Origin of the sequence: Streptomyces globisporus C-1027, from assembly GCF_000261345.2 — a bacterium.
In the GTDB taxonomy this organism is placed as follows: Bacteria; Actinomycetota; Actinomycetes; order Streptomycetales; family Streptomycetaceae; genus Streptomyces; species Streptomyces pakalii.
On sequence record NZ_CP013738.1, the window covers coordinates 3,556,834 to 3,571,257 of the forward strand.

Consider the following 14,424-nt stretch of genomic DNA (forward strand, 5'->3'; position numbering starts at 1 on the left):
GCGCAACAAACCGCGCTAGTGGACTAGACCTTTTGGGGGTCGGCGGGCGAAACTGTCTCCCGTGAGACATGTCATCGCCCTCGATGTGGGCGGCACCGGAATGAAGGCCGCACTGGTCGGGACCGACGGCACCCTCCTTCACGAGGCGCGGCGGGCCACCGACCGGGAACGCGGCGCCGAAGCGGTCATCGAGTCGATCCTCGCGTTCGCGGCGGATCTGCGGGCCCACGGCGAGGAGCACCTCGGCGAGAGCGCCGTCGCCGCCGGGGTCGCCGTGCCCGGCATCGTCGACTCCGCCCAGGGCATCGCGGTGTACGCCGCGAACCTGGGCTGGCGCGACGTACCGCTGCGCGCCCTGCTCTCCGAGCGGCTCGGCGCCATCCCGGTGGCCCTCGGCCACGACGTCCGCACCGGCGGGCTCGCCGAGGGGCGCATCGGGGCCGGACGCGGCACGGACCGCTTCCTGTTCGTCCCGCTCGGTACCGGGATCGCCGGGGCCATCGGCATCGCGGGCGCCATCGAAGCGGGCGCCCACGGGGACGCGGGCGAGATCGGCCACATCGTCGTCCGCCCGGACGGACCCGACTGCAGCTGCGGCCAGCGCGGCTGCCTGGAGACGCTGGCCTCCGCCGCCGCGGTGACCCGGGCCTGGGCCGCCGCATCCGGGGACCCGACGGCGGACGCCGCGGACTGCGCGAAAGCCGTCGAGTCGGGCGACCCGGCGGCGATCGAGGTCTGGCGGAACGCGGTCGACGCGCTCGCCGCCGGCCTCGTCACCGCGCTCACCCTGCTCGACCCGGGCACGCTCATCATCGGTGGCGGTCTCGCCGAAGCCGGGGAAACCTTGTTCACACCACTGCGTGCGGCCGTCGAGGAACGGATCACGTTCCAGAAGCTGCCCCACATCGTCCCGGCGGCCCTCGGGGACACCGCCGGATGCCTGGGCGCGGGGCTGCTCGCCTGGGATCTACTCGCCACGGAGGTTTCCGCCTGATGGCCCCACGCGCAGCAGACAGCACCGTTCTCGCCGGCGCCCGGGTGGTGCTTCCCACCGGCACGGTCGAGGACGGCCGGGTGACCGTCGAAGGCACCCGTATCGCCGCCTCCGCACCGGAGGGCGCCCGGACCGTCGACCTCTCCGGCCACTGGGTGGTCCCCGGCTTCGTGGACATGCACAACCACGGCGGCGGCGGGGCATCCTTCACCTCCGGCACCGTGGACGAGGTGCTCACCGGCATCCGTACGCACCGCGAGCACGGCACCACCACGATGGTCGCCTCCACCGTCACCGGCGAGATGGACTTCCTCGCCCGGCGCGCGGGCGAGCTGTCCGAACTGGTCGAGCAGGGCGATCTGGCCGGGATCCACTTCGAGGGCCCCTTCATCTCACCGTGCCGCAAGGGCGCCCACAGCGAGCAGCTGCTGCGCTACCCGGACCCGGCCGAGGTCCGCAAGCTGGTCGACGCCGCCCGCGGCACCGCCCGCATGGTCACCCTCGCCACCGAACTGCCCGGCGGCCTCGACTCCGTGCGGCTCCTCGCCGAGCTGGGGGTCATCGCCGCCATCGGCCACACGGACGCGACGTACGAGCAGACCGTCGAGGCCATCGACGCGGGCGCGAGTGTCGCCACGCATCTGTTCAACGCGATGCCGCCGCTGGCCCACCGCGAGCCCGGTCCGATCGCCGCGCTCCTGGAGGACGACCGGATCACCGTCGAGCTGATCAACGACGGAACGCATCTGCACCCGGCCGTCCTGGAGCTGGCCTACCGGCACAAGGGCGCAGGACGGGTCGCGCTGATCACCGACGCGATGGACGCGGCCGGTTTCGGCGACGGCTCCTACGACCTCGGGCCGCTCGCGGTCGAGGTCAAGGACGGCGTCGCCCGGCTGGTGGAGGGCGGCTCGATCGCCGGCTCCACGCTCACCCTGGACACCGCGTTCCGCCGGGCGGTCACCCTGGACGAGATCCCCGTCGAGGACGTCGTCCGGTCCATCTCCGCCAACCCGGCCCGGCTGCTCGGCGTCTACGACCAGGTCGGTTCGCTCGATGCGGGCAAGGACGCCGACCTGGTGGTCCTCGACGAGGACTTCGTCCTCAAGGGCGTCATGCGCCGGGGCGAGTGGATCATCGAGCCGAAGACGGCCTGAGGCCCCCGGGCCCTTGGACCCGAGGCCTCCGGGCCGTTGAACACGTAACGAAGCGATGGCGGTCGGCGCCCGGGACTGGGCCGGCCGTCATCGCTTTGACATGATCATCGGCATCGCGTGCCGCAAGCGGCAGGCGTGCACCGCTGGGGCCACGCACCGAGGGAGGGACCGGACCAGGTGATCCTGACCGTCACCCTGAACACCGCGCTCGACGTGACGTACACCGTCGACGCACTCGTCCCGCACGGCAGCCACCGGGTCGGCGAGGTCACCGAACGCCCCGGCGGCAAGGGCCTCAACGTCGCCCGGGTGCTGGGGGCGCTGGGCCACGACGCCGTGGTCACCGGCTTCGTCGGCGGCGCGACCGGAGACGTCCTGCGCGGCCTGCTCGCCCCGCTCCCGCCGCGCGACGCCCTCGTCGAGGTCGCCGGGAACACCCGCCGCACCCTCGCGATCACCGACCGCTCGACCGGCGACACCACCCAGCTCAACGAACCCGGACCGCAGGTGAGCTCCGCCGAGTGGGCCGCCTTCCTGCGGACGTACGAGGAGCTGCTCGCCGGGGCCGACGCGGTCGCGCTCTGCGGCTCCCTGCCGCCCGGCATCCACGTCGGGGCGTACGCCGAACTGGTCCGGATCGCCCGCGCCGCCGCCGTACCCGTGCTGCTGGACACCAGCGGCGAACCGCTGCGCCGGGGCATCGCCGCCCGCCCCGACCTGGTCAAGCCGAACGCGGAGGAGCTGGCCCGGCTGACCGGCTCCCGCGACCCGCTGCGCGCCGCGGGGGACGCCCGCCGCCGCGGGGCCCACGCCGTGGTCGCCTCGCTCGGCCCGGAGGGGGTGCTCGCGCTCACCCCGGACGGCGTCTGGCGGGCGGCCCCGCCCGCACCCGTGCGGGGCAACCCGACCGGCGCGGGCGACTCCGCGGTGGCCGGGCTGCTCTCCGCCCTGGCCGAAGGCCTGCCCTGGCCGGAGCGCCTCGCCCGGGCGGTGGCCCTGTCGACGGCGACGGTGCTGGCCCCGACGGCCGGCGAGTTCGACGCGGCGGCCTACGCGGAGCTGCTGCCGCGCGTCACGGTGGAGCCGCACACGCCGACGCCCTGACCACCGGGCCGGTGATCAGGGCGTGAGCGGAGGGACCGGCGGTCAGCCGTTCTTCTTGATGTGGCCTGACTTCAGCTCCAGCTGGTCGAGGTTGGCGTCGCACTGGTCGCCTTCCTCGCAGGACAGCTTGAGGGTGTTGGCGCCCTTGTCGAGCTGGACGTACGCGTAGGTGTTGGTCCAGCCCTTCTCCAGGTCGCCCTCTTCGGCCTGCGCGAAGTTCTTCATGTTGATGGAGCGGGGCTCCTGGTCGTTGACCGTCAGGGTCGTCTTCGCGTCCTTGCCGGGCACGCCGTAGGTCACGTACAGGGTGTACGCGCCGGCCTCGGGCACCTCCACCGACCAGGTGGCCGACCGGCCGATCTCGTTCAGGTTGATGTAGTTGCCGTTCGCGCCCTTGGCGCCCTTGACCGTGGAGTCCAGGGCCGCCGTGCCGCCCAGCGTCAGCGTCGCCGCGTCCTGCTTCGGCAGCTCGACCGGCTTCGGGGTCTCCTTCGGCTTCTTCTCCGGCTTCTTCGACTCCTCGACCTCGCCGGCGGGGCCCTCCGAGGACGACGCCTCGTTCTTCTTGTCGTCCTTGTCGCCGTCGTCGCCTGTGAGCAGGGCGGCGCCGATGCCGATGAGGACGACCGCGACCACGGCGACCGCCGCGATCAGGAGCGCTTTCGTGTTCGGGCCGCCGCGGCCCGTGCCGCCGCCGTGGCCGCCCTGGGCGGGGGGCTGCCCGTGGGACGCGCCGCCGGGGTAGGTCTCGGGGGCCGCGTACTGCGGGTTCGGCCGGTTGTACTGCTGCGCGGGCTGGCCGTACGCCTGCTGGGGCGGGTAGCCGTACCCGCCCTGCTGCTGCGGCACCTGCTGCTGGCCGTACTGGCGCTCGCCGACGGCACGCACCTGGTTGTAGGACGTTCTGGGCACGCCCGGCTGCGCGGCCGGACCCGGGTAGCCGTAGCCGCCCTGGCCGGGCGCCTGGGCGCCTGCCGCCTGTCCGTCCGCGTACAGATAGCCGAACGGATCGTCGTCCTCGGGCTTGCTCGCGCCGTTGTTCCCGGCCGTCATCCCTGGGTCACTCCTCACCATCTCGCCAGCCGTCGCCGACCGGCCGAGCCTACCTCGAACGGAGCAGCCCCCGAATTGCGCTCACCCACCGGGACGGCTCCGGGGGAACGGGTACGGGGTAGGGGGAGGAACCCGCCGTGAACGTCATCCGGCCCTGCGGTGAACCTTCGACCGGGACCGTTTCTCCACGTACATCCGCTGGTCGGCGGAGCGCAGGACCTCTTCGACGGTCATGCCGCACTCGGCCCAGCCGATGCCGAAACTCGCCCCGACCCGGACCGCCCGGCCGTCGACCCTTATGGGCGGAATGATGGCATTTCTCAGGCGAACGGCCAGGTCAGCGGCGTCCGCCGCCCCGAGGCCGTCGGCGAGAACGACGAATTCGTCACCTCCGAGCCGGGCGACCGTGTCGCCGTCCCGCACACAGGTGCTTAGCCGCCGGGCGACCTCGATGAGCACGGCGTCGCCGGTGTGGTGCCCGAAGCGGTCGTTGATGGACTTGAAACCGTCGAGGTCGCAGAAGAGGACCGCGAGCCCTTTCGTCCCGTCGTCGTGCTCCGGATCCGGGGCCGCCGTGTGCACATGGTGGTCGAAGGGCCCGCCGCCGGGGATCGCCTCACCCTCGTAGCCGTCGGGCTGGTAGCCGTGGGTGAGGGACGACTCGACGTCCCCGTACGCCGCGTCCAGCGCCTCGATCGCGGTCGCGGCCGGGGAGGAGTGCGGCCGCTCGCAGATCCGGGCGCTGAGCCGCGACTTCAGCTCGGCGCTGTTGGGCAGCCCGGTCAGCGCGTCGTGCGAGGCGCGGTGGGCGAGGTTCAGCTCGTGGCGCTTGCGCTCCTCTATGTCCTCGACATGGGTGAGCAGGAAGCGCGGCCCGTCGGCGGTGTCCGCGACGACCGAGTTGCGCAGCGAGACCCAGAGGTAGGTGCCGTCCCGGCGGCTGAGCCGCAGCTCGGCCCGGCCGCCCTCGGCGGAGGTGCGCAGCAGGGTGCCGATGTCCTCGGGGTGGACCAGGTCGGCGAAGGAGTAGCGGCGCATCACGGAGGCCGGGCGGCCGAGCAGCCGGCACAGGGCGTCGTTGGTCCGCAGCAGCCTGCCCTGCTGGTCACCGCCCATCTCGGCGATGGCCATACCGCTGGGCGCGTACTCGAAGGCCTGCCGGAAGGACTCCTCGCTGGCCCGCAGCGCCTGCTGTTCCCGCTCCAGGCGGACGAGGGCGCGCTGCATGTTGGACCGCAGGCGGGCGTTGCTGATGGCGATGGCGGCCTGGGAGGCGTACATCTGGAGCGCTTCGCGCCCCCATGCGCCGGGGCGGCGTCCGTTGCGCGGCCGGTCGACGGATATGACCCCGAGGAGGTCCCCGCCGCCCGCCGACGCGTACATCGGGGCGTACAGCCGGTCGAGCGGATGCCACTCGTCCTCGAACCGGGGTTCGGGCCCCTCGGTGTGCCACTGCGGTACGTCGTCGTCGAGGAGGACCCAGCCCTCGGTGTGCGGGATGAAGCGGAGACTGCCCCATGCCTCACCCATGGAGAGCCGCCGTTCCCAGGAGTCGCGGGAGCCGACGCGTCCGGTGATCAGGGCCTCGGCGGCGGCGTTGCCCGCGAAGGCGGCGATGACGAGGTCACCTTCGGGCCGGACCAGGTTGACGCAGGCCAGCTCGTATCCGAGGCCCTCGACGATTCCGTCGACCACGCTCTGGAGCGTGTCCGCGAGACTCCGCGCCGTGTTGAGATCGGCGACGGCCTGGTGCAGCTGACGCATGGTCGCCAGGCGGACGTACGGCTCCGACTCGGCCTCCATCGCTCGCACCCCCGGGACCTCGACAGCAACTCCAGGTTTCCTATTGACGTACTTGTTGCAGTGTCACCGCCACTGAATCACAGTGAGCTGTGCACCCGGTACACAGGGTCAGCAGAAAATGGACTCTGTGACTCAAGTCACAACAGATGGCCGGGCGGTGCCGGTGACTCACGGCGACGACGATCGTTCCGCGGTCACCGGGAGGAACGGATTCCCCTTGTGTGCGCCCGCGCACGCCCCCTCTCGCCCGTTCCCCTTCCACGGTCCTAGGACCTGCCTGGTCCCCTGGCCCGATGCGGCCGTCCGGCCCCCGCGGTTAGCGTCGGGGTGTGCTCCAGACGAAGCCCCCCACCCCGCGCCCCGAGACCGTCCCTCATGCTGAGGGGGTGAGCAACGACGAGTTCCGAGCCGCCCTCGCGCGGCTGGCCGCCGGGGTGGTGCTGGTCACCGCCCAGGAGCCGCCTCTCGACGAGGACGGCCGGGGCGAGGACGTGGGCATGACGGCGACCGCCTTCATGTCCGTGTCCCTGGAACCGCCCCTGGTGATGGTCAGCCTGCGCAACGGCTCCCGGATGGACGATCTGCTGGACGAGCAGCCGCTGTGGGCGGTCTCCGTGCTGGCCGCGAGCCAGCGGCACATCGCGGGCCGGTTCGCCATGAAGGGCCGGATCAGCGACCGGCTGCTGTTCGAGGACGTCCCGTACGTACGGGGCGAGGTGACGCACGCGCCGCTCATCGGCGGGGCGCTGGCGACGCTGGAGTGCCGGACCGAGCAGCGCGTGGTGGCCGGGGACCACACCCTGGTGATCGGGCGGGTGCTCACGGCGGAGCTGCCGAGCCCGGAGGGCGACCCGCTGACGTACTTCAAGGGGCGCTACCGCCAGCTGGGCTGACACCTCGTCCCGGCGTCCCGGACGCCCGTACCCGTCGGTCCGGCGCGCCCGCCCCCGCCTGAACGGGACGCCCCGTCCCGGCCGGGAGGCGCGCCCGCGGCCTCCGGCTACCAGTCGCGGCCGGAGCGCCCGCGCTTGGTGTCACCGCGCTGCTTCTTCTCGCGCAGCCTGCGTTCGTTGATCCCGCGCGGGACCTTCCGCTTGATCCGGGGCTTGGGCGGCGGCGCCGTCGCCTCGGCGAGGAGGGCGGCGAGCCGCACGGCGGCCGTCTCGCGGTTGCGCCACTGGGAGCGGTGCTCGGAGGCCCGTACGGAGACCACCCCGCCCACCAGCCGGCCCGCGAGCCGCTCCAGCGCCCGGGCCTTCCACACCTCGGGAAGCGCGTCGGTCGCGGCCAGGTCGAAGCGCAGCTCGACCTGGGAGTCGCTGGTGTTGACGTGCTGACCGCCGGGCCCGGAGGACCGCGAGAAACGCCACATGAGCTCGGCCTCCGGAAGGGAGACCGAGCCGCGGATGACATAGGGCCCGGACATGACACCCATGGTCCCTCCCCCGCACCCCGCCCGTCACCTTCTTTTGCCCTGCCGCGGCCCCCCGCGTCCGGAGGAACTTCGTAAAGAAAGTAAAGCGAGCAGGAACCTCGTGGTCTCCTGCTTGCGTTATGACGGGTGACGGTAGCTTTCGTGATGGCACGAAGCCCGCACACGACGAGGAAAGGGACTTCCCATGGCAGTAAGCCTGTCCAAGGGCGGCAACGTCTCGCTCACCAAGGAGGCACCGGGCCTTACCGCCGTCACGGTCGGCCTCGGCTGGGACGTCCGCACCACCACCGGCACCGACTTCGACCTCGACGCCTCGGCGATCGCGGTCAACCCGACGGGCAAGGTCGTCTCGGACGGCCACTTCGTCTTCTTCAACAACAAGTCGACGCCGGACCAGACCATCGTGCACACCGGTGACAACGTCACGGGTGAGGGCGAGGGCGACGACGAGCAGATCAACGTGAACCTGGCGGGCCTGCCGGCCGACGTGGACAAGATCGTCTTCCCGGTCTCCATCTACGACGCCGAGACCCGCAGCCAGAACTTCGGCCAGGTCCGCAACGCGTTCATCCGCATCCTCAACCAGGCCGGCGGCGCCGAGATCGCCCGCTACGACCTGAGCGAGGACGCCGCCACCGAGACCGCCATGGTCTTCGGCGAGCTCTACCGCAACGGCGCCGAGTGGAAGTTCCGCGCGGTCGGCCAGGGGTACGCCTCCGGCCTGCGCGGCATCGCCCAGGACTTCGGCGTCAACCTCTGACCCGTCGCCCCGAGCGCACCACAGTTTCACCGGAGCCCCCGGCCGCGATCGCGGCCGGGGGCTCCGGCGTGGCTGAGCCACCGTCAAGCCGACTGTCCCGCACCGCTGAAACCCGCCACTTCGCCGAATACCGGACAGTACAGCACCCCATTCGTACAAGAACTGGTCAAAAACTTGTGAGGCAATTGTCGGCACACCGTCAATTTCGCTCATTCGATGGCACGCTCTCCGCTCGTAGTCCCCCCACAGGACGACCGACGGAGAACACACATGAACCTCCACACCACCCCCCACAACTCCCGCGCCCCGCGCACCACGCGGCGACTCGCAGCACTCGCGGCCACGGCCGCGATGGTCGTCGCCGGAGTCCAGGCCGGAACCGCCGTCGCCACACCCGACGACGACGCCCGCACCACCGCGGCGAAGCCCGCCACGGCGGCCGCCCTCGGCGTGAACCCCTCCGCGCAGCGCGCCACGGCCATCAAGTCGGCGCAGGCGGACGCCTCCTCGGCGGCGAAGGCCCTGAAGCTCGGCGGTCAGGAGAAGCTGATCGCCCGCGACGTCATCAAGGACGCCCGGGGCACCGTCCACACCCGCTACGAGCGCACCTACGACGGCCTGCCCGTCCTCGGCGGCGACCTCGTCACCCACACCACCGCCGCCGGCAAGCTGAAGAGCGTGGACAAGGCGACCGACGCGAAGATAGCCGTGGCGTCGACGACGCCGAAGCTGAAGGCCGCGGCGAGCGCCCGCAAGGTGATCTACGCGGGCGGCGAGCACCCGGTCCTCGCCTGGGAGACCGTCAAGAAGGGCGTCCAGAAGGACGGCACGCCCAGCCGCGTCCACACCATCACCGACGCCACCACCGGCAAGAAGCTGCACAGCTACGAGGCGATCGAGACCGGCACCGGCAACAGCCAGTACAGCGGCGAGGTCGAGCTCACCACCACGAAGTCCGACGCGGGCTTCGAGCTGACCGACGGCGAGCGCGGCGGCCACAAGACGTACGACCTGAACCAGGGCTCGTCCGGCACCGGCGACCTCGTCACGGACGACGACGACACCTGGGGCGACGGGACGGGCGGCGACCGGCAGACCGCCGCCGTCGACGCCCACTACGGCGCGGCGAAGACCTGGGACTTCTACAAGACGGCCCTCGGGCGCGACGGCATCGCGGGCGACGGCAAGGCCGCCTACTCCCGGGTCCACTACGGCGAGAACTACGTCAACGCCTTCTGGGACGACAGCTGCTTCTGCATGACGTACGGCGACGGCGAGGGCAACAAGGCCGCCCTCACCTCGATCGACGTCGCGGCCCACGAGATGACCCACGGCCTCACCTCCGCCACCGCCAACCTGGACTACGCGGGCGAGTCCGGCGGCCTCAACGAGGCGACCAGCGACATCCTCGGCGCCTCGGTGGAGTTCTTCGCCGACAACGCCTCGGACGCCGGGGACTACCTCATCGGCGAGAAGATCGACATCAACGGCGACGGCACCCCGCTGCGCTACATGGACAAGCCCTCCAAGGACGGCAACTCCGCCGACTTCTGGGACGAGAACCTCGGCAACCTGGACGTCCACTACTCCTCCGGCGTCGCCAACCACTTCTTCTACCTGCTCGCCGAGGGCAGCGGAAAGAAGACGATCAACGGCGTCGAGTACGACTCCGCGACCTCCGACGGCTCGACGCTGACGGGCATCGGGCGGGAGAAGGCGTACCAGATCTGGTACAAGGCGCTCTCGGTCTACATGACCTCCACCACCGACTACGCGGGCGCGCGCGTCGCGACCGAGAAGGCGGCGACCGACCTGTTCGGCGCGGACAGCGAGGAGCTGAAGGCGGTCTCGGCCACCTGGACCGGGGTCAACGTCAAGTAACCCCAGCCGTAGGAACCACGGAAGCCGGTCAGCCCTCCCGGGCGGGCCGGCTTCCGCCGTACAGCCAGGCGTCCCACATCCCGGTGAGGTCCTGGCCGGTCTTCTCCTCCACGTACGCGGTGAAGTCGTCGGTGGAGGCGTTGGCGTGCCGGTACTTCTCGGTCCAGCCGCGCAGCAGCGCGAAGAACGCCCGGTCGTCGTCGATCGCGAGCCGGATCCGGTGCACGACCATGGCCCCGCGCCCGTAGACCGGCGGGTCGGAGAGGTCGAGGGCGGCGGGCGGATCGGCGGGCGGGAACGCCCAGTTGGCGTCGTCCTCGTACGCCTCGTCGAAGCTCTCCCCGACCGGTACGCCGTCGTGGTCGGCGGCCCAGAGCCACTCCGCGTACGTGGCGAAGCCCTCGTTGAGCCACATGTCCCGCCAGGTCTTCGGGGTGACGGAGTTCCCGAACCACTGGTGGGCCAGCTCGTGGACGAGGAGGCCGGTGTCGGGCGGGCCGGGGAAGACGGGCCGGTTCTGGGTCTCCAGGGCGTACGTCGAGTCGCCCGCGCGCTCCACGATCGCCCCGGCGGAGGTGAAGGGGTACGGCCCGAACCTGGCCCGCGACCACGCCAGCACCTCGGGGATCTCCGCGAGCACGTCCTCGCTCGCCGCCGCCGACGCGGGGTCCACGGCGGTGAACAGCCGGATGCCCTCGGGGGTGCGCGCCTGCTCGGTGGTGAACTCCCCCACGGCCACGGTCGCCAGATAGCTCGCCATCGGCTCGGTGGTCCGCCAGTGGTAGGCGGTGCGTCCGTCCTCCGTACGCCGGGCGACCAGCTGCCCGTTGGAGATCGCCTTGAGCGGATCGGGGACGGTGACCTCGATGTCGTACGCGGCCTTGTCGCCCGGGCGGTGGTTGCCGGGGAACCAGGCCATGGAGCCGGTCGGCTCGCCGAGGGCGACCGAGCCGTCCGCCGTCCGCAGCCAGCCCTCCTCCTCGCCGTCGGCGTCGGTGATGGTCTTCGGGGAGCCGGAGTAGCGCACGACGGTGGTGAACGTGCGCCCCTCGCGCATCCGGTCGTCCACCGAGGCGTCGGGGCGGATCGTCAGCTCCTTGCCCGCCCGGTTCACGGCGGCCGGCTCCCCCTCGACGGTGGCGCTCTCCACGTCGAGCCCGGCGAGGTCGAGGTGGAAGGCGCTCAGATGCTGGGTGGCGCGGGCGGTGATGGTGGCCGTGCCGCGCAGCCGCCCTGCGGCGGGGTCGACGTCGAGCTTCAGGCCGTAGTGGGTGACGTCGTAGCCGCCGTTGCCGAGCCAGGGGAAGTACGGGTCGCGCACGCCGACCGCGCCCGGGGCCCCCTCGACACCGCCGGTGCAGCCCGAGCCGAGGAGGGTGAGGGCCAGGGCGAGCAGGAGGGGGGCGGCGGCCGGGGTGCGGGGGTTCACCGGTCGATTTTAGGCGGTTTCCGGTGGGGGAAGGAGCCGCCCGCCTCGGGGGAGGAGGGCGGTTTCCGCCGCCGGAAGGAGCCGCCCGCCTCGGGGGAGGAGCGGGCGGCTCCCGGCTCAGAGGACGGCGATACCGAGGGGCCGGTTGCCTGCCGTCAGACGGACGGGCTCGCTCCTCTCGTCGTCCAGGTCGACGACGGTGATCCCGTTCCAGTAGCCGTCGCGGGTGAAGCCGCCGGTGACGTACGCCGTGCGGCCGTCCGCCGACACCGCCACGTCCTCGTGCGGACCCTCCAGCGGAACGACCCGTTCCGTGCCGTCGGGGGCGCGGACGGTCAGCGAGGGCTCCTCGTCGTCCGAGCCGATCGGGCCGGTGCCGACCACGAGAAGGGTGCCGTCGGGGGCGAGTGCCGCGCCGTGCTGGTGGGTGTTGGCGGTCATCCGCTCGATCGTCACCTTCCCGGTGCGCGGGTCGAGCACGGCCAGCCGCTCCCCCTCGAAGGGCAGCAGCAGCCTGCCGTCGGCGGGGCGTACGACGGCGTAGTGCGGCTTCAGCCAGGAGCCGAGCCCGCCCTCCGTGCCGTACGGGGCGACCTCCATGCGGCGGGTCTTCAACGTGTCCGCGTCGACCGCCGTCACGTCGAAGGAGTCGTGATCGGTGGCGTACACCTCGCGGCCGTCCGGTGAGACGTCCACGTCGAAGGGGCGCATGCCGACCGGCGCGGTGCCGGTGACCTCGCGGGTCGCGGTGTCGATGACCTCGACCGCGCCGTCCTCGCCGGGCACGTTGACCCCGACGTAGACGCGGCTGCCGTCCGGGGCCAGGGCGATGCCCATGCCGCCGCCCCGGTACTCGCCGGTGGTGACGGGGCCGGACTCCGTCGCGTACGGGATGAGCGCGATCCGGGTCCGCTGCTCGGTGTCGACGACCGCGACGCCCTCGGCGGTGGCGACCCAGGCTCGCCCGTCCTCGCCGACGACGAGTCCGTAGGGCGCGGTGCCGACCTTCACCGAGGCGATGGGCGCCCCGCCCTTCCCGGAACCGCCCCGGCCGGGGTCGACGAAGGTCACGGTGCCGCTGCCGAAATCGGCGACGAGAAGGGTGCCGTCGGGGGTGCGGCCCTCGGGGGCACGGGAGGGGTCGGGGGCCGCGACGGTGCCGGACGCGGCGGACGGTGCCTCCGGGGTGCCCGGGTCCGCTTCCGTGGTGCCGGTGGCGCAGCCGGCGAGGAGACCGGCGGCGACGAGGGCGAGGCCGAGGTGGCGGACCCGGGGGGCGGACGCCTCGCGGAAGGCGGCGCGGGGGGCGGACGCCTCACGGGATGCGGCGCGGGGGCCGGACGCCTCACGGGATGCGGCGCGCGGGCCGCCGGTGCCGGTCATGCGGCGGCCCGCAGCTGGGCGGCCAGCTCGGCGAAGCCGCGTCGTTCGGCGTGGGCGAGCGGGGTCACCCCGTCGCCGTCGGGCAGGTCCGGGCTCGCCCCGGCCGCGAGCAGCAGCTCCACGACCTGCCGGTGCGCGAGGCCGCCCTCGCCGAGGATCACCGCCTCCAGCAGGGCGGTCCAGCCGAGCCGGTTGACGTGGTCGACGTCGATGTCGGTGACCCGCAGCACCTCTCGTACGTACGCGACATGGCCGCGTTCGCTCGCCGGGATGAGGGAGACACCGCCGAACCGGTTGCACAGGGTCAGGTCCGGGCCGGCCGGCAGCAGCACGTGCAGCATCGCGACGCTGCCGGTGACCCCGGTGGCCAGCCACGGGGAGTCCTCGCGCCGGTCCTGGGCGTTCGGGTCGGCCCCGGCGGCCACGAGCAGCCGGGCCGCCTCGACGTGGTCGCCGAGGGCGGCGAGGAGCAGCGGCGTACGCAACTCCTCGTCGCGGACGTCGACCCGTGCGCCGCCCTCGATCGCGGTGCGCACGCGGTCGGTGTCGCCGGTGCGTGCGGCGGTGAGCAGGTCGTGATCGAGGGCGTTCATGGGGACTCCGTTCCGTCGGTCGTGCGGAGAGGACCGCGCGGGTGGCTACCGGGCGAGCGAGGCGACGCCCGCCTGGGCGAACTTCTCGTCGAGGTCGCCGCCGGGCGCGCCGGCCACGCCGATGCCCGCCACCGGGGCGCCCTTGACCTGGACCGGGGCGCCGCCGCCGAGGAACAGCGTGCCGGGGATGTCCTTCAGGTTCGGGGTCTGCTCCAGGCGCTTGACCAGCTCGGAGGTGGGGGCGTTCCAGGAGACGGCGGTGTACGCCTTCTTCACCGCGGACTCGGGGGACTGCGGGCCCGCGCCGTCGCCGCGCAGGGAGACGATGGTGTTGCCGTTGCGGTCGACGACCGCGACGGAGATCCGCTGGTTCTCCTTCTTCGCCGCGTCCAGCGTGGCCTGCGCGGCCTTGGTGGCGGCGGCGACGGTCAGGTGCGTCGTCTGCTGGAGGTTGCGGTTGTTCGTGTCGGCCTTGACCGCGGCGGCGGGGGCGGCCGCCGGGGAGGAGGCGCTCGCGGACATCGCGCCGAACGTGCCGGCCCCGAGGGCGGCGACGACGACGGCGCCGGTGACGACACGAGTGCGCAGCGACAGCTTCTTCATGGTGGCTCCTTGGTGATCCGGGTCGGCCCGGTGGCGAGGGGTGCGAGGCGGCCCGGAATGGTCCGGGCGTTTCGCTCTGGTATCGATCCTCCCGGCGGAACCGGCCCCGTACGGTCGGCGTACCGGCTGGAAGCGGCGGGCGGGACGGTCGACGCCCCCGTCAGCCGATCGGTTGATGCGGGGGTGGCCGGATCGGGTCACCATGGAGGGGTTTACGCAGGTCAGCGAC

Annotated in this window: 13 protein-coding genes; 6 read left to right on the plus strand and 7 right to left on the minus strand. The window is 72.5% G+C overall.

Features of this window, described 5'->3' with window-relative positions:
- Positions 1-100 precede the first annotated feature (100 nt).
- From WQO_RS15315 to WQO_RS15325, 3 genes are all read left to right on the plus strand, one after another.
- Positions 101-994 carry an ROK family protein gene (locus WQO_RS15315; protein ID WP_010063693.1) on the plus strand — a complete coding sequence of 298 codons (894 nt, stop codon included), beginning with the start codon at positions 101-103 and terminating at the stop codon, positions 992-994.
- Positions 994-2,151, plus strand: a complete 1,158-nt coding sequence (gene nagA / locus WQO_RS15320; RefSeq protein ID WP_010063692.1) for an N-acetylglucosamine-6-phosphate deacetylase — start codon at positions 994-996, stop codon at positions 2,149-2,151. Before WQO_RS15315 ends, nagA begins: the two co-directional genes overlap by 1 nt.
- A gap of 177 nt (positions 2,152-2,328) precedes the next feature.
- Positions 2,329-3,255: a 1-phosphofructokinase family hexose kinase gene (locus tag WQO_RS15325; RefSeq protein ID WP_010063690.1), complete on the plus strand. Its 927-nt coding sequence runs from the start codon at positions 2,329-2,331 to the stop codon at positions 3,253-3,255.
- Between the two features lie 42 nt (positions 3,256-3,297).
- Here the strand turns inward: WQO_RS15325 and WQO_RS15330 are convergent, their stop codons facing one another.
- A complete protein-coding gene (locus tag WQO_RS15330; RefSeq protein WP_010063689.1) occupies positions 3,298-4,308 on the minus strand; it encodes a carbohydrate-binding protein in 1,011 nt (336 codons plus the stop codon).
- A gap of 144 nt (positions 4,309-4,452) precedes the next feature.
- Positions 4,453-6,111 carry a diguanylate cyclase CdgB gene (gene cdgB / locus WQO_RS15335; protein WP_010063688.1) on the minus strand — a complete coding sequence of 553 codons (1,659 nt, stop codon included), beginning with the start codon at positions 6,109-6,111 and terminating at the stop codon, positions 4,453-4,455.
- 386 nt (positions 6,112-6,497) lie between these two features.
- Here cdgB and WQO_RS15340 point away from each other — a divergent pair, with 386 nt between their 5' ends.
- Positions 6,498-7,004 carry a flavin reductase family protein gene (locus tag WQO_RS15340; protein WP_010063687.1) on the plus strand — a complete coding sequence of 169 codons (507 nt, stop codon included), beginning with the start codon at positions 6,498-6,500 and terminating at the stop codon, positions 7,002-7,004.
- A gap of 107 nt (positions 7,005-7,111) precedes the next feature.
- On the opposite strand, the gene arfB is transcribed toward WQO_RS15340, so the two are convergent.
- On the minus strand, positions 7,112-7,546 hold the full coding sequence (arfB, locus tag WQO_RS15345; protein ID WP_029182636.1) for an alternative ribosome rescue aminoacyl-tRNA hydrolase ArfB: 435 nt from the start codon (positions 7,544-7,546) through the stop codon (positions 7,112-7,114).
- Positions 7,547-7,730: 184 nt separating this feature from the next.
- Here arfB and WQO_RS15350 point away from each other — a divergent pair, with 184 nt between their 5' ends.
- Together WQO_RS15350 and WQO_RS15355 are read left to right on the plus strand one after the other, a co-directional pair.
- On the plus strand, positions 7,731-8,306 hold the full coding sequence (locus WQO_RS15350) for a TerD family protein (RefSeq protein ID WP_010063685.1): 576 nt from the start codon (positions 7,731-7,733) through the stop codon (positions 8,304-8,306).
- Positions 8,307-8,576: 270 nt separating this feature from the next.
- Positions 8,577-10,187, plus strand: a complete 1,611-nt coding sequence (locus WQO_RS15355) for a M4 family metallopeptidase (RefSeq protein WP_010063684.1) — start codon at positions 8,577-8,579, stop codon at positions 10,185-10,187.
- Between the two features lie 28 nt (positions 10,188-10,215).
- On the opposite strand, the gene WQO_RS15360 is transcribed toward WQO_RS15355, so the two are convergent.
- From WQO_RS15360 to WQO_RS15375, 4 genes are all read right to left on the minus strand, one after another.
- Complete coding sequence (locus WQO_RS15360) at positions 10,216-11,616, minus strand: M1 family metallopeptidase (protein ID WP_010063683.1); 1,401 nt, start codon at positions 11,614-11,616, stop codon at positions 10,216-10,218.
- 117 nt (positions 11,617-11,733) lie between these two features.
- Complete coding sequence (locus WQO_RS15365; RefSeq protein ID WP_010063681.1) at positions 11,734-12,999, minus strand: YncE family protein; 1,266 nt, start codon at positions 12,997-12,999, stop codon at positions 11,734-11,736.
- Complete coding sequence (locus WQO_RS15370; RefSeq protein WP_010063679.1) at positions 12,996-13,592, minus strand: ankyrin repeat domain-containing protein; 597 nt, start codon at positions 13,590-13,592, stop codon at positions 12,996-12,998. The genes WQO_RS15365 and WQO_RS15370 overlap by 4 nt, the downstream gene beginning before the upstream one ends.
- A 45-nt stretch (positions 13,593-13,637) precedes the next feature.
- The gene (locus tag WQO_RS15375) at positions 13,638-14,195 is read right to left on the minus strand and encodes a GlcG/HbpS family heme-binding protein (protein ID WP_010063678.1); all 558 of its coding nucleotides are present in this window, start codon (positions 14,193-14,195) and stop codon (positions 13,638-13,640) included.
- Positions 14,196-14,424 lie beyond the last annotated feature (229 nt).